Genomic DNA, 14,812 nt, shown 5'->3' on the forward strand with positions numbered 1-14,812 from the left:
GGCGCACGCAAGCCCTGCGCCGCCCGCGCCGTCATCTCACATCGGCCGTGGAGCGGCCAGGTTCTCAATCCGGCAGTGCGAAGACCACGAGGGCGTCGCCGGTGCCGAAGCCGGACCCCTTGGTGAAGGAGGCGCCGCCGGCCGCCACCGCGACGTACTGCCGGCCGTCGAGGGCGTAGGTGATGGGCGGGCCGCCGATGCCGGCGCCGCACTGGAAGCGCCACAGGATCGCACCGGTCTCGGCATCGTGGGCGTCGAGATGGCCGTCCTCCTCACCGGAGAAGACGAGGCCCGAGGCGGTGGCCAGCGTGCCGCCGGAGAGACGGCTGCCGCCCTTCACCGTCCACTTGATGGCGCCGCCCCGGGCGAGGTCCACCGCCGTCAGGGTGCTGAAGCTCGGTTCGCCCTTGGCCTCGGTGGTCTCGGTGTAGCGGATCGCCGGCCGGTCGCCCGAGGCGGGGACCGTTCGGACCACGTAGGTGGTCGCTCCGTGCCGGACCTGGGCGAAGGCGGTCCCCCGCTGCGCATCGTAGGCCACCGGGTGCCAGGAGATCGCCCCGAGCGGTCCGGGACTGACCACCGTTCCGGTTTCGGTCGGGGGCGCGTAGAGGTTCTTCTGGGCGATCAGCGGCTCGGACTTCGCTAGAAGTTTCCCCGTCATGCGGTCGTGGACGTAGAGCCAGCCGGTCTTCGAGCCCTGCGCCACGGCCTTGACCGGGCCCTGCGGCGTCGGCTGGTCGAGGAGGAAGGGCGGGCTCGCCACGTCGTAGCCCCACTCGTCGTGCGGGACCTGCTGATAGTACCAGCGCAACTGCCCCGTACGGACGTCGAGGGCGACGAGGCTCATGGTGTAGAGGTTGTCGCCCGGGCGCGAGAGGCCGAAATTCTGCGGCGCCGGATTGCCGGTGCCGACGTAGATCAGCCCGAGATCCCGGTCGTAGGCCGGCGTCATCCAGAGCGAGCCGCCCCCGACCCGCCAGGCTTCCGGGTGGGCCGGGGCGGCGGCCTTCTCGGCGGCGATGTCCCGGTGCAGCGGCACCCCGTCGGGCGTGGTCGCCGAGAAGGCGCCCTCCCAGCCGTCCGACTTGGTCACGTACCAGCGCCAGCGCTCGGCCCCCGTGGCGGCGTCGTAGGCCGCGAGCCAGCCGCGGCGGCCGTAGCCGCCTTCGATGCCCACCACCGCGCCGCCGTCGAGGCCGCCCTTGGCGTCTTCCACGTGCAGGCCGTAGCCGGCGCCGGCGACGCCGACGATGACGAGGCCGTCGGCCACCAGGGGCGGCATCTTGAAGCCGAGGCGGCTCGACCCCTGGACCGTGCCGGCCCCGAGCGTGTCCGCCAGGGCCGAGGCGGTCTCCGATTCACCCTCCTCCGGGCGTACCGCCTCGTGGTCCCACAGGACCTTTCCGGTGGCCGCGTCGAGGGCGATGATCCGCCCGTCCATGGTCGCCTCGAAGACCTTGCCGCCGGAGACGGCCACGCCCCGGTTCGAGGGCGGCCCGAAGATCTTCTCCGTGCGCGCCTTGTGGGTGTAGGTCCACAGCACCCGTCCGCTGCGCGCATCGAGGGCGGCGACGTGGTTCTGGGTGGTCGAGACGTAGAGCGTCCCGTCCACCATCACGGGTTCCGCCTGGAAGTAGCCGGTGATGCCGGTCTGGAAGATCCAGGCCGGGCGCAGGGCCTTCACGTTGCCCCGGTCGATCCCGGTGAGCGGCGAGAAGTGCTGGTTGGTGTGGTCGCGGCCGAACATCGGCCAGTCGTCGGCCGCCAGGGCCGCCCCCGGCAGGCTCGCGAGAATGAGGGCGGTGAGTCCGCGGCGAAACGTGTTCGGCATGAGCATTCCTCACCTCGGTCGCCCCGTGGCCGGGCGATCCGCAGCGGATTCTGGGACGGGAACGGTTCCGATCAGCCCGGCGCGCCCGGGCGTCCGGCCCCGGCGAGCTGCGCGGGCGTGTCGGCGGCGCCCATGGAGCCCGCCAGGGCGGCGGCGGTGAGCCCCGAGCCGTCCCGGGCATCCGGATCGGCGCCGTGGGCGAGGAGCAACGCGACCATCTCGGTGCGGTTGAACATGGCCGCGGTCATCAGGGCCGTCCGGCTGCCCGTCCCCGTGCCGTCGACCTGGGCGCCGTGGGCGAGGAGCAGGCCGGCGATGGCCATGTCACCCTTGAAGGCGGCGCCGGCCAGCGGCGTCTGGCCCCGGTCGTTGGCGAGTTCGGGGTCGCCGCCCGCCTCGAGGATCACCCGCGTCGCCTCGGCCTGTCCGTTATAGGCGGCGAGCATCAGGAGGCTGTCGCCCTTGTCGTTGCGCAGGTTCGCCGGCAGGCCCTGCCCGAACAGTGTCGCGAGATCCTCCGCGTGCCCCATGCGGGCATACTGGAAGACCCGAGCGGCGAAGGCCAGGGTGTCGGCGTCGAGCTCGGGTTTCGGCGAGGTCTCGCCTGTCGAAGAAGTCTCGGGATCCATCGGTCTGTCCGGTCTGGGGCGCGATGCGGCGGCGGTCCTGCGCGCAACCTAGCTCCGCGGGCGCAGGTGTCGAGGAACGGAGGGGCGGATTCTTTGCGGCTGCCGTTAGAACCCGTGGCGGTCGAGGGTCTCTCGCAGGATGTCGATCGGAATCGCGTAGTCGGACTGCATCCCGAGATCCGGTGCGGCGCTGCTGCCGTGGATGCAGACGTAGGTGCCGCGCACGAGGCCGACGAGATCGAGGAAGAAGTCGTCGAGCATGTCCTGGTTGGTCAGCATCAGGCAGCGCACGCCGGGCTCGGCGAAGGCGAGGTTGCTGAGGGCGGCCCCCATCCCGCCGATGACGAAGCGTGCGGCGGCGAAGATCTGGACCTGGCGCGCGAAACACTCTGTCTCCGGATGAACGGTTCGGTAGCCGCGCTCCGCCAGCACGGCGATCACCTCCGCCTCGTTGACGAGGCGCCGCCGCGCGTTGCGGTTGCGGCTGACGTAGATCCGCTCCGCCAGCGGCTCGGGCGGGGGGCCGATCCGCTGGCGGATCTCCCGCGCGGAGTCGATGACGAGGGGCGACTTGGTGATCGGCTGCCGGGTGATCGGGGTCGGATAGACCAGTTCCGCGAAGACGACCTCGCGCTGCGTGAGCCAGACGATCCGATCCGCGCCGATGCCCAGGGCCGCCAGGGAGTCCCGGTAGACCGTTTCCATCGCCGGAATGGCGTGAACGGTGACCTTGGCGCCGTCGAGCAGACCGGCGCGGGCGGCGACGTGGAGACGGGGCAGGCACTCGATGAGCCAGTGCCCGTAATTCTCGGCCCAGAGCTGCCAGAGATGCACCGTGCGGCCGGACACCCGGCGCGGATGGGGGAGGGTGTGGTGAACCGAACCCGTTCCGTCGGGCGCCAGCGTCAGGGCGCCGAGATAATCGCCGCGATCGCGGTTGATGAGGCTCTCCTCGACCAGGGCATCGCCCACCTGAACCAGTGCGAACCCGAAGACGCGGGCATCCCGGAATCGGTAGACGCGTGCCCCGGGGGGCACGGCCTCGGAGCCGGAGAACCGCGCCGCGAAGTCGGCGATCCGCGGCGGCGCCCCGACCAGTTCGGCGAGGGCCCGCCGATACGGCGGCGCATCGATGGAGATCGCCGAGGGGGCCGGGATCTCGGCCGCGGGCCGGAGGCGGATCGGAGCAGGAGCGGCATCCGGCTTGCCCACCATCCGGTACCCGCCGTGGCGTCGGCCCCCTTCGCCCAGGGCCGCGAGCCGCTGGTCGAGGAGGCGCGCCGACGGGTTCAGGGCGGGCAGGCGCGCCCGGAATCCCGTGCGCTCCGGCACCGCGTAGACGCCGCCCCGGGCCAGCATGGGATAGAGGACGGCGAAGGCGAAAGCCCGTTCGGCCTCGGAACAGCGACGCTGGTCGACGATCAGGCTCGGGCCGTGAAAGCGTGCCAGCCCGCGCAGCCAGCGCCGATCGTCCAGGCGGCCGCATGCCACGGTGACATCGCCCGGAGCCCGGGTCGCGAGATCGGGATTGGCGGTGACGAGACAGATCGGCGCCTGAATGAAGCGGCGTCCGAACGGTTCGAGTCCGGGAACGGGTTCATCGCAGAGGATCAGGATCGCGCTCGGCCGCGTTGCCATGGCGAGGATGGCGGGCACGAGGGCGAGGCGCGATAAATCGCCCCGTGCGGTGTTTCCGGCCTCGGCGGAGCGACGGGCGCGCAGCATCCGGCCGCTGCGGACCCTTTTCCAAGCGGCCGGTAGAAACCATACTTGCACCATGCCGACTCCGAAGAAGCCACGCGCTGCGTCCGACCCAGCTCCCGACGCGGAGGTTCTGACCACGAACGTCGGGAATTCCAAGGGCTCGGACAGCAAGGGCTTGGACGGCAAGCGTGCGGGCGCCGAGGGCGCGGGCCCCAGGGCCGCGGGGGCAAAGGCTTCCGGAACGAAGGCGTCCGCACCGAGGACGCCGAATTCCAAGGCGTCGAAGCCCGAGCTCCAGCCCCTCGACGAGCACCTGGCGGCCCTCCTCAGCCCGGCCCTGAACCGGAACCGCCTGCCGCCGGTCGCGCCGCCGGCCCCGGCCCGTCCGGGCCAGCCGAAGCCGCCGCGCGGACGTGCCAAGGCGCCCGCGGCTTCGGGCCAGGCGCTTTCGGCTTCCAGCAAGGCCCCGGCGATCGTCCCGGACAAGGCCTCCGGCATGGGCTTCGGCGAGGCCGCGCAGGCGACCTTCGCCCAGGGCGAAGCAGCCGACGTCGATCCGCGCCTCGCCCAGGCCCTGGGCCTGCGCGCGCCGGAGGACGGACCGGTCCCGGAGGGCCTGGGGGCGGTCGAGCCGGCGGATGATCAGGAGACCTCGCTGGCCGCGGACGGCGTCTCGGCCACCGTGGACGCGCTGTCGCGCCTGCTCACCGAAGGCAACCCGCTGTTCCGGGATGGCCAGACCTGGGTGCCGCACCGGCCGGATCGGCCGAAGAAGTCCGAGGGCGGTCTCGCCTTCACGCTCAAATCGGAGTTCGAGCCGGCCGGCGATCAGCCCCGTGCCATCGCCGAGCTGGTGGACGGCGTGAAGAAAGCCGAGCGCGATCAGGTGCTGCTCGGCGTCACCGGCTCGGGCAAGACCTTCACGATGGCGAAGATCATCGAGGCGACCCAGCGGCCGGCCCTGATCCTCGCGCCGAACAAGACCCTGGCGGCGCAGCTCTATGGCGAGTTCAAGAGCTTCTTCCCTGACAACGCGGTGGAGTATTTCGTGTCGTACTACGATTACTACCAGCCCGAGGCCTACGTGCCGCGCTCGGACACCTTCATCGAGAAGGAATCGTCGATCAACGAACAGATCGACCGGATGCGCCACGCCGCCACCCGCGCCCTGCTGGAGCGCGACGACGTCATCATCGTCGCCTCGGTCTCGTGCATCTACGGCATCGGCTCGGTCGAGACCTACACGGCGATGTCGTTCACGGTGTCGCTTGAGGAGAAGATCGAGCAGCGCCAGCTCATCGCCGACCTCGTGGCGCTCCAGTACAAGCGCATCCAGTCGGACTTCGCCCGCGGCACCTTCCGGGTGCGCGGCGACGTGATCGAACTCTGGCCCGCCCACCTGGAAGACCGCGGCTGGCGCATCGGCCTGTTCGGCGACGAGATCGAATCCATCACCGAGTTCGATCCCCTTACGGGCAAGAAGATCAACGACCTGAAGTTCGTGAAGGTCTACGCTAACTCGCACTACGTGACGCCGCGCCCGACGCTCCAGCAGGCGATCAAGGGCATCAAGACCGAGCTCAAGCTGCGGGTCGACGAGCTGACGAAGATGGGCCGCCTGATCGAGGCGCAGCGCATCGAGCAGCGCTGCACCTTCGACATCGAGATGATCGAGGCCACCGGCGCCTGCAACGGCATCGAGAATTATTCGCGCTACCTCACGGGGCGCAAGCCCGGCGAACCACCGCCGACCCTGTTCGAGTACCTGCCGGACAACGCCCTGGTCTTCACCGACGAGAGCCACGTCACGGTTCCGCAGATCGGCGGCATGTACAAGGGCGACTTCCGCCGCAAGGCGACCCTGGCCGAGTACGGCTTCCGCCTGCCCTCCTGCCTCGACAACCGCCCGCTGCGGTTCGAGGAATGGGACGCGATGCGACCGCAATCGATCCACGTCTCGGCCACGCCGGCCAAGTGGGAGATGGAGCAGACCGGCGGCGTCTTCGCCGAGCAGGTCATCCGCCCCACCGGCCTCGTCGACCCGGTGATCGAGATCCGACCCGCCCGCTCCCAGGTCGACGATCTCCTGGGCGAAGTCCGCGAGGTGGCGCAGGCCGGATACCGCACCCTGGTGACGACGCTGACCAAGCGCATGGCCGAGGACCTGACCGAGTACCTGCACGAGAACAGCGTGCGCGTGCGCTACATGCACTCCGACATCGATACCCTGGAGCGCATCGAGATCATCCGCGACCTGCGGCTCGGGGCCTTCGACGTGCTGATCGGCATCAACCTCCTGCGCGAGGGCCTCGACATTCCAGAATGCGCCCTGGTGGCCATCCTGGATGCCGACAAGGAGGGCTTCCTGCGTTCGGAAACCTCGCTGGTTCAAACCATCGGCCGCGCGGCCCGCAACGCCGACGCGCGCTGCATTCTCTATGCGGACAACATCACCGGCTCGATGGAGCGGGCGATGGCCGAGACCGAGCGCCGTCGGACCAAGCAGCTCGCCTACAATGCAGAGCACGGCATCACGCCCCAGAGCGTGAAGCGCGGCATCGCCGACATCCTCGACAGCGTCTTCGAGCGCGACCACGTCCAGGTCGATACGGGGCTCGCCAAGAACGCCGTCACCATCGGGCACAACCTCAAGGCGGTCATGGCCGACCTGGAGAAGCGGATGCGCACGGCGGCCGCCGATCTCGACTTCGAGGAGGCCGCGCGCCTGCGCGACGAACTGAAACGCCTGCAGGCCACGGAGTTGCTGGTCTCGGACGATCCCATGGCCCGCCAGGGCGACGTGGAGCGGGAGGCGGGGCGCTTCGGCGCCAAGCAGAGCCGCATTTCCAAGCCGACCCTCGACAATATGGGGCCGGGGACCGACCGCGAGCTGCCGGTCGGCGCTCCGGTCTGGCAGGAGCGCCCGAAGGCCCGCTCGACTCAGGGGCTCGGGGGACAGAAGCCGAAATACAAGGGCGGGGGCGGACGCAAACGCGGCTGACCGCACGGGACCCCGGCGGTTTGCCCGCGGCGGGCCGGAACCCATCGGCGGCGGCAGGGCTTGGTTCGGCAACAGACGCCCCCTCCCGTTCGGAGCCTGTCCCGTGACCCACCCATTCTCGCCCCGCTCCCGGGCAGGCCGCCCGGCCTTCCGGCCCCGCGCCGGCGGTGCGATCACCGCCCTGTTCCTGTCGGGCCTCGCCCTCTCGGGCGCCGTCGGCCTGCTCGTCGGGCCCGCGAGCCTGCGGCCGGCCTCGGCACAGTCGGTGGCCAATCCCAACGATCAGCCGACGCCCGGCACCCTGCCCGGCCGCGACACCGCGGCCGGCGCCGCCGAGCGGCCGACTGGCCAGGTCGCGCCGCCGAAGGCGATCTCCGCCCCGACCGCCGTCACCGCATCGGACGCAAAGCCGGGTGCGCGTACGAACCCGCTGGACCACCTTCCGGCGAAGGATCGCGCGGCCACGGGTGGAACGCGCCGCGACTGAGGCGTCGGCGCGGGGCCGCCACCATTCATCGACACAGGGGAGAAGCGCATATGGGCCTGCTCGATCAAGTCATCGGCGGCGTTCTCGGACAGGTGCTCGGCGGCGGGCGCGAGCCCGAGCGGAGTGGCGGCTCAAGTGGCGGCATGCTCGGCGGGGCGATGTCGCCGATCGTTCAGGCCCTCTTGATGCTGCTGATGTCGAAGGGTGCCGGAGGCCTCGGGGATCTCCTGGGCGGCGGCCGTCACGACGAGGGCCACCCGCCCCGCGGCGATGATGGGGGTGACATCGGCGGCTTCGGCCAGGACCGCGGCCCGGAGCCGGGCTACGGCCGCGATCGGGGCGAAGACGCCTCGCCCCTGCCCGGACGCGAAGGCGATTTCAGCGACCTGTCCGGGATGCTCGACGGCCCTGGCGACCGTGCCTCGGCTCCTCAGGATCGCAGCGCCGGTGCGGGGCCCTACGCGCATCTCGATCACGAGGCGCAGGACGGCCGCAGCGGGCTCGACGGGCTGATCGACCGCTTCCAGCGCGGGGGCCTCGGCGACGTCATGGAATCCTGGATCGGCTCCGGCGAGAATCGTCCCGTGGCGCCCGATCGTCTCGCCGACGCCCTCGGTTCCGACACGGTGAACGCCCTTCAACAGCGCACCGGCCTGGACCGGGACAACCTGCTGTCGCAGCTCGCCCAGGCCCTGCCCCAGGTCATCAACGGGCTGACGCCGCAGGGCCGCCGACCCACAGGGGAGGATATCCGGGGCTGGTGACCGCCCGTCAGGGCGAACCGAAGCGCATGCCGGGCTCGTAGAGCCGGAAGGTGTTGCGCCCGGAATCCTTGGCTTGGAACAGGGCGAGGTCGGCATTCCGGCACAACAGGTTGGGCTCGGTCCCGTCCTGGGGCGCCATCGCGACGCCGACGCTTACGCCGACGGTGACACTGGTGCCGTCGACGTCGATCGGCTGAGACACGACCTCGATCAGGCGCTGGGCCAGGGTCCGGATGCTGCTGCTCACCACGGGTCCGGTCTGGATGATCATGAACTCGTCGCCTCCGATCCGCGCGACGGTGTCCTCGGACCGGACCAGGGCGCGCAGGCGGTTCGCGACCGTCCGCAGCAGGATATCGCCGGCATGGTGGCCGAGGGTGTCGTTTACGAACTTGAAGCGGTCGAGATCGAGACAGAGGACGGCGAAGGTGGCCCCGCGACGCTGGCTCACGGCGAGTTCCTGGACGAGGCGCTCGCGGAACAGCGTCCGATTCGCGAGATCCGTCAGGGCGTCGTGCCGTGCCATGTGGGCGATCTGAAATTCCGCCTCCTTGCGCGCACTGATGTCGCGCGCCGCAGCCACGTAGCCGGTCGCACGCCCGCCGTCAGCATCGTAGGTCAGGTTGAAATTGACCTCGACCCAGATCCAGTTGCCGTCCTTCCGGCGGTAGCGCTGGGTCGACACCGCCCGGGTGACGCGCTCCGCGCCGAGATCGGACAGGAGCCGTCCATACGCCTCGGCATCGGCGGGATGGACCTGGTCCAGGGGCCGGGTGCCGATCAGTTCCTCGGCCTCGTAGCCCAGGAGGGTACGTGAGGCCGGCGAGACGTAGCGGCGCACGGTGTCGAGGGTGGCCCAGATCACCATGTCGGAGCTGTTCTCGGCGAGAAGCCGGTAATGGGCCTCGCGCTCCCGCAGCTTGGCCTTCGCCCGATGCAGGCTGAGCTGTGCCGCCACGACCGAGGCCAGATCTTGCAGCCGCGCGCGATCCTCCGGTGCGAACCGGCGCGGGACCTGATCGACGACGCAGAGGATGCCGACGCGCAACCCGGCCTCGGCGACGAGCGGGGCGCCCGCGTAGAACCGGACATGCGGCGGATTGATCACCAGGGGGCTCTCGCGAAAGCGCGGATCCGCCCAGGCATCCTCCACCACGAACACGTCGTCCGACAGGATGGCGTAGTTGCAGAATGCGCCCTCGCGCGCCGTCTCGTCGAGGTCGAGGCCACACTTGGCCAGGAAGTGCTGGTGGTCCTCCGCGATCAGCGAGACGTAGGAGATCGGCATGCCGAACAGGACCGCCGCCGTGCGGCAGACGGCGTCGAAATGCGGTTCGGGTTCCGCTTGCAGGATGTCGAGATCCTGCAGCGCCCTCAGGCGCTCGGCTTCGTTGCTCGCTTTGGGGTACATGCGTGCCCTGAATTCCAGCGGACCGGCGAACCCGACCGGCTGGGCCCGGCACCTCCGGGGTGCCGGGCCCAGCCGATTGCATCGGGCTGAAAGCGCTCATCGTGTAGTTGGACGGACAGTCTTCCGAAGAACCGGATGCCCATTCGCCGGACATCATGTTCGCATCCATTTACGAAATGAGCTTTAACGAGCCAGGTCCGAGCATTTCCAGAACGAAGGTGCGGCACGTCATCATCCCCCGTTATTTTGTCGGACGGATCTGGCAAGTCGCGCAAAAGAATGTCGATCGCCCGGATTGGACGATCCGCTCGATCGTGCCAGTACATCCCCGCGCTCCACAACGGTGACCAACCCGGTCGTAGACCCGGAACGCGTGTTGAAACGCGCCGCTGCCGCCATCGGTATGGGCGTAATCGCGCAGGGTCGATCCTCCGGCCGCCACGGCCTCGGTCAGAACCTCGCCGATGACCTTGGCGAGCCGCCGGGCCTTCGGTGTCGGCGTCCCGTCCGGTCTGGCGAGTTGTCCCGCCCGCATCTCGGGGTGCAGCCCCGCCCGATGAAGGGCCTCGCAGACGTAGATGTTGCCGAGACCGGCGATCAGTCGCTGGTCTAGGAGGGCGGCCTTCAGCGGCGTGATCCTGTTGCGGAACAGGCGCGCGACGGCGTCCGCGGTCAGGGCCTCGCTCAGGGGTTCGATCCCCATGCCGGCGAAGTGCCGGCTCTCGCCCAGGGCGGGGGTCGGAACGAGATCCATGAAACCGAAGCGCCGGACGTCGTTGTAGGTCACGGTGGCGCCGTTCGACATCGCCATGACGACATGGTCGTGCTTGGCGTTGCCCTGTGCGCCCTCGAGGTAGAAATCGCCGGGTGAGAGATTGCGCCCGTCCGGCAGGGCCACGTCGAAGCGCCCGCTCATGCCGAGATGCATGATCAGCGACTCTCCCGAATCGAGACCGGCCACGAGGTACTTCGCCCGACGGGCGAGGTCCGTGACCGTGCGACCCTCCAGGCGCTCGGCGAAGCGGTCGGGGAACGGGAAGCGCAGGTTCGGACGTCGCAGGATCACGCGGCTGAAGCGGGACCCCACCAGGGCCGGGGCGAGGCCGAGCCGTACGGTTTCGACTTCCGGGAGTTCGGGCATGCGTGCGATCGGGTTCTTCGGTGCGGCATCGCCGATGGGGCACGTGCGGCGTCGCCGATGGGGACTGGGCTCGGATGGCAGATGGCGATTTCGGCCACGTTTCGCTATGAGCGTCCGCGAGAGGGTGGTCCATGAGTTCGGTGAAACGGTCGGTCGATCAATCCGCGGACGAGGCGAGCACGCATTTCGGCTTCGAAAGCGTGTCCCTCGACGAGAAGCAGGGGCGCGTCGACGACGTCTTCCGCTCCGTCGCCAAGCGCTACGACCTCATGAACGACCTGATGTCGGGTGGGCTGCACCGCGCCTGGAAGTCGCACCTCATCTCGATGCTGCGGCCGCCGCGCAACCGGCCCTTCCGGCACCTCGACGTGGCCGGCGGCACCGCCGACATCGCGTTCCGCGCCCTGGAGGCCGGCGGCCCCGCGACGCACACCACCGTGCTCGACATCAACGAGGCCATGCTGCGCGTCGGCGCCGAGCGGGCCGGGGACCGCTTCACCGGGCGCATCGACTTCGTCACGGCCAATGCCGAGGCGCTGCCCCTCCCGGCGGAGCGGTTCGATGCCTACACCATCGCCTTCGGCATTCGGAACGTACCCCGGATCGACAAGGCGCTCGCCGAGGCGCACCGGGTCCTGAAGCCCGGCGGCCGGTTCCTCTGCCTCGAATTCTCGAAGGTCGACCTGCCGGTGCTCGACCGGATCTACGACGCCTACTCGTTCCACGTGATCCCGCGCCTCGGCGCGCGCGTGGCCGGCGACGCGGATTCCTACCGCTACCTCGTGGAATCGATCCGTAAGTTCCCCTCCCCCGGGCGTTTCGCCGGCATGATCGAGGCGGCCGGGTTCCGGCACGTCAGCCACCGGCCCCTGACGGGCGGCATCGTGGCGATCCATTCGGGCTGGAAGGTCTCGTGACGGCGGGTTTCGTGACGACGCGGGCGGCCTGATGCTCGGCGCCGTCGTTCACCTGGCCCGCGGCGCGCATGTCGGCTTCGTGCTGGCGCGCGAGGGCGCCCTCGCCCTGGTCGACCCGACCGAGTTGCCGCCGCACCTCCGCCTCGTCCTGCGGATCGGCCGGATGCTGGAGCGTCCCGGCCTGGGGGTCGGCGCCGGCCCGCTCCAGCGCGCCCTGACGCGCCTCGGACCGAGCTACGTCAAGTTCGGCCAATTCCTCGCCACCCGCCCCGACATCGTCGGCATGGCGGCGGCCCGTGACCTCGAAACCCTGCAGGACCGGGTCCCGCCGTTTCCGCAGGAGACGGCGATCCGTCTCGTGGAGGCGGCCCTGGGCAAGCCGGTGGCGCATCTCTTCGTCTCGTTCAGCCCGCCCATCGCGGCGGCCTCGATCGCGCAGGTCCACAAGGCCCATTGCCTGGACCTCGACGGCACCGAGCGCGTGCTGGCGATCAAGATCATGCGCCCGGGCGTGCGCGAGCGCTTCCAGCGCGACCTTCAGGTCATGCGCTTCATGGCCCGCGTGGTCCACGTGCTCTCGCCCAAGGCTGAGCGCCTGCGCCCCCGCGAGGTGGTGGAGATCCTCGCCCGCTCCGTGATGATGGAGATGGACTTCCGGCTCGAAGCGGCCGCGATGTCCGAGCTGGCGCAGAACACCCGGGACGACGCGGATTTCCGCGTGCCGAAGCCCGACTGGGAGCTGACCGCCCGCGACGTGCTCGCCAGCGAGTGGATCGAGGGCATCCGCCTCAACGACCGCGCCGCCATCGTGGCGGCCGGACACGACCCGAAGGCCCTCGGCCGGGCCGTGATCCAGTCGTTCCTGCGCCACGCCATCCGGGACGGCTTCTTCCACGCCGACATGCATCCGGGGAACCTGTTCGTCGATCCGACCGGAACGCTCGTGGCCGTCGATTTCGGCATCATGGGCCGGCTCGGGCACATGGAGCGGCGCTTCCTCGCCGAGATCCTGCTCGGCTTCATCCTGCGCGACTACAAGCGCGTGGCCCAGGTGCATTTCGAGGCCGGCTACGTGCCGGCGCACCATTCGGTCGAGGATTTCGCCCAGGCGATCCGAGCGATCGGCGAGCCGATCCATCAGCGCAAGGCCGACGAGATCTCGATGGCCAAGGTGCTCACCCTGCTGTTCGACATCACCGCCCTGTTCGACATGAGCACCCGCACCGAACTGGTGATGCTGCAGAAGACCATGGTGGTGGTCGAGGGCGTCGCCCGCTCGATCGATCCGCAACTCGACATGTGGACCGGCGCGGAGCCCGTGGTGCGCTCCTGGATCGCCCGCAACCTCGGGCCGGTGGGCCGTGTCGAGAGCCTCGGCCGCGCCGCTCTGACCATCACCGACGTGGTCTCGGACCTCCCCGACCTCGCCCAGCGCCTGCGCCGCATCCTGGTGCGCCTCGACGAGCGGGGTTCCAGCGACGCCGGTCGCCTCGACGCCTTCGCCCGGGCCGAGCGCAAGCGCGCGATCTGGTCGACGGTGGCCCTGTGGGGCATCGCCATCGGTGCGCTGGTGATGGCGTTCCGGTAGCCTGCCTTGCAACGCTCCGTCAGGCTCGCCTCCCGAGGGGTTCGACCATGACCCGCCCGCTCCAGAACCGCCGCATCCTCCTCGTCATCGGGGGCGGCATCGCCGCCTACAAGGCGCTGGACCTGATCCGGCGCCTGCGCGAGCGCGGGGCACAGGTGCGCCCGCTCCTGACCAAGGGGGCCCAGGAATTCGTGACGCCCCTGGCGGCGGCGGCCCTCGCCGGTGAACGCGCCCATACGGACCTGTTCGACCGGGCCGAGGAAGCCGACATCGGTCACATCAAGCTTGCCCGGGACGCGGACGCCATCGTGGTCGCGCCGGCCACCGCCAGCCTGATGGCCCGCATGGCCACGGGCGATTCGTCCGACCTCGCCGCCACGGTGCTGTTGGCCACGACCCTGCCGATCCTGATCGCGCCCGCGATGAACGTGCGGATGTGGCAGCACCCGGCCACGCAGCGCAATCTCGCGACCCTGCGCGGCGACGGCGTCCGCGTCGTCGGTCCCAATGAAGGCGCCATGGCCGAAGCGGAGTTCGGGCCCGGCCGCCTCGCCGAGCCCGCCGAGATCGCCGACGCGGTGGAGACGATGCTGGCGGAGGCCCGTCCAGCCTCGGGCTTCGGCTTCCTGGCGGGACGCGGCGCGACCGCCGAGGCGGCGTCCGGCCCCTTGGCCGGCCGGCGCGTGCTCGTCACCTCCGGGCCGACCCACGAGCCGATCGACCCCGTGCGCTACCTCGCCAACCGCTCCTCCGGTCGCCAGGGCCATGCCATCGCGGCCGCCGCGGCGGCGGCCGGCGCGACGGTCATCCTGGTCTCCGGGCCGGTGGCGATTCCCCACCCGCCCGGTGTGCAGGTGGTCCCGGTCGAAACCGCCCGCGCGATGCTGGCGGCGGTGGAGGCCGCCCTCCCCGCCGACCTCGCCATCTTCGCCGCCGCCGTCGGCGACTGGCGACCGGCCGAGACGCGCGCGTCCAAGATCAAGAAGGACGGCTCCGCGCCGGCGCCCCTCGCCCTGGTCGAGAACCCCGACATCCTCGCTACCATCGCGGGACGCTCGGCCGGGCGCCCCCGCCTCGTCGTCGGCTTTGCGGCGGAGACCGACCGGGTTCTCGAGAACGCCCGCGCCAAGATCGCCCGCAAGGGTTGCGACCTCATCGTCGCCAACGACGTGTCGCCGGCCGGCGGAGTGATGGGCGGCACCGCCAACACCGTCCATCTGGTCGGGCGCGACGGCATCGTCGAGACCTGGCCGACCCTCGACAAGGACGAGGTCGGTCGAAGGCTGATCCAGCGTTTCGCCCGCCTCCTCGACGCCTGATCCACAGGCTCGGGACAAGC

General features: G+C 70.4%; 11 protein-coding genes. 6 read left to right on the forward strand and 5 right to left on the reverse strand.

Annotated features, from left to right (window positions below; translation table 11 throughout):
* Window positions 1-64 precede the first annotated feature (64 nt).
* The 3 genes from ASG63_RS23375 to ASG63_RS23385 all read right to left on the reverse strand — a co-directional run bounded on the left by ASG63_RS23375 (window position 65) and on the right by ASG63_RS23385 (window position 4,185).
* Window positions 65-1,837 (reverse strand): pyrroloquinoline quinone-dependent dehydrogenase, encoded by a 1,773-nt coding sequence (locus tag ASG63_RS23375; RefSeq protein WP_056222677.1) that lies wholly within the window; start codon window positions 1,835-1,837, stop codon window positions 65-67.
* Window positions 1,838-1,902: 65 nt separating this feature from the next.
* A complete protein-coding gene (locus ASG63_RS23380; protein WP_056222680.1) occupies window positions 1,903-2,460 on the reverse strand; it encodes an ankyrin repeat domain-containing protein in 558 nt (185 codons plus the stop codon).
* A gap of 105 nt (window positions 2,461-2,565) precedes the next feature.
* Window positions 2,566-4,185, reverse strand: coding sequence for a glycosyltransferase family 61 protein (locus ASG63_RS23385; protein WP_056222683.1), 1,620 nt, complete (start codon window positions 4,183-4,185; stop codon window positions 2,566-2,568).
* Window positions 4,186-4,339: 154 nt separating this feature from the next.
* On the opposite strand from ASG63_RS23385, the gene uvrB reads away from it, so the two are divergent.
* The 3 genes from uvrB to ASG63_RS23400 all read left to right on the forward strand — a co-directional run bounded on the left by uvrB (window position 4,340) and on the right by ASG63_RS23400 (window position 8,416).
* Window positions 4,340-7,165, forward strand: coding sequence for an excinuclease ABC subunit UvrB (gene uvrB / locus ASG63_RS23390; protein WP_056222991.1), 2,826 nt, complete (start codon window positions 4,340-4,342; stop codon window positions 7,163-7,165).
* A gap of 103 nt (window positions 7,166-7,268) precedes the next feature.
* A complete protein-coding gene (locus ASG63_RS23395) occupies window positions 7,269-7,652 on the forward strand; it encodes a hypothetical protein (protein ID WP_338011826.1) in 384 nt (127 codons plus the stop codon).
* Window positions 7,653-7,702: 50 nt separating this feature from the next.
* Complete coding sequence (locus tag ASG63_RS23400; protein WP_056222687.1) at window positions 7,703-8,416, forward strand: YidB family protein; 714 nt, start codon at window positions 7,703-7,705, stop codon at window positions 8,414-8,416.
* A gap of 7 nt (window positions 8,417-8,423) precedes the next feature.
* On the opposite strand, the gene ASG63_RS23405 is transcribed toward ASG63_RS23400, so the two are convergent.
* Window positions 8,424-9,827 carry a sensor domain-containing diguanylate cyclase gene (locus ASG63_RS23405; protein ID WP_082559477.1) on the reverse strand — a complete coding sequence of 468 codons (1,404 nt, stop codon included), beginning with the start codon at window positions 9,825-9,827 and terminating at the stop codon, window positions 8,424-8,426.
* A gap of 241 nt (window positions 9,828-10,068) precedes the next feature.
* On the reverse strand, window positions 10,069-10,968 hold the full coding sequence (mutM, locus tag ASG63_RS23410) for a bifunctional DNA-formamidopyrimidine glycosylase/DNA-(apurinic or apyrimidinic site) lyase (RefSeq protein WP_056222690.1): 900 nt from the start codon (window positions 10,966-10,968) through the stop codon (window positions 10,069-10,071).
* Between the two features lie 131 nt (window positions 10,969-11,099).
* Here mutM and ubiE point away from each other — a divergent pair, with 131 nt between their 5' ends.
* From ubiE to coaBC, 3 genes are read left to right on the forward strand one after another with little or no spacing between them, the layout of a single operon-like run.
* Window positions 11,100-11,885, forward strand: a complete 786-nt coding sequence (gene ubiE, locus ASG63_RS23415) for a bifunctional demethylmenaquinone methyltransferase/2-methoxy-6-polyprenyl-1,4-benzoquinol methylase UbiE (protein WP_056222692.1) — start codon at window positions 11,100-11,102, stop codon at window positions 11,883-11,885.
* A 31-nt stretch (window positions 11,886-11,916) separates the two neighbouring features.
* Window positions 11,917-13,473, forward strand: a complete 1,557-nt coding sequence (gene ubiB / locus ASG63_RS23420) for a 2-polyprenylphenol 6-hydroxylase (protein ID WP_056222696.1) — start codon at window positions 11,917-11,919, stop codon at window positions 13,471-13,473.
* Between the two features lie 47 nt (window positions 13,474-13,520).
* On the forward strand, window positions 13,521-14,792 hold the full coding sequence (coaBC, locus tag ASG63_RS23425; protein WP_056222698.1) for a bifunctional phosphopantothenoylcysteine decarboxylase/phosphopantothenate--cysteine ligase CoaBC: 1,272 nt from the start codon (window positions 13,521-13,523) through the stop codon (window positions 14,790-14,792).
* Window positions 14,793-14,812: the final 20 nt, after the last annotated feature.

It is taken from the genome of Methylobacterium sp. Leaf94, assembly GCF_001426045.1.
GTDB lineage: Bacteria > Pseudomonadota > Alphaproteobacteria > Rhizobiales > Beijerinckiaceae > Methylobacterium.

Coding starts and splice junctions, on each gene's coding strand:
- ASG63_RS23375 (WP_056222677.1), bottom strand. CDS start 1,837: ATGCTCATGCCGAACACGTTTCGCCGCGGACTCACCGCCCTCATTCTC.
- ASG63_RS23380 (WP_056222680.1), bottom strand. CDS start 2,460: ATGGATCCCGAGACTTCTTCGACAGGCGAGACCTCGCCGAAACCCGAG.
- ASG63_RS23385 (WP_056222683.1), bottom strand. CDS start 4,185: ATGCTGCGCGCCCGTCGCTCCGCCGAGGCCGGAAACACCGCACGGGGC.
- ASG63_RS23400 (WP_056222687.1), top strand. CDS start 7,703: ATGGGCCTGCTCGATCAAGTCATCGGCGGCGTTCTCGGACAGGTGCTC.
- ASG63_RS23405 (WP_082559477.1), bottom strand. CDS start 9,827: ATGTACCCCAAAGCGAGCAACGAAGCCGAGCGCCTGAGGGCGCTGCAG.
- mutM (WP_056222690.1), bottom strand. CDS start 10,968: ATGCCCGAACTCCCGGAAGTCGAAACCGTACGGCTCGGCCTCGCCCCG.
- ubiE (WP_056222692.1), top strand. CDS start 11,100: ATGAGTTCGGTGAAACGGTCGGTCGATCAATCCGCGGACGAGGCGAGC.
- ubiB (WP_056222696.1), top strand. CDS start 11,917: ATGCTCGGCGCCGTCGTTCACCTGGCCCGCGGCGCGCATGTCGGCTTC.
- coaBC (WP_056222698.1), top strand. CDS start 13,521: ATGACCCGCCCGCTCCAGAACCGCCGCATCCTCCTCGTCATCGGGGGC.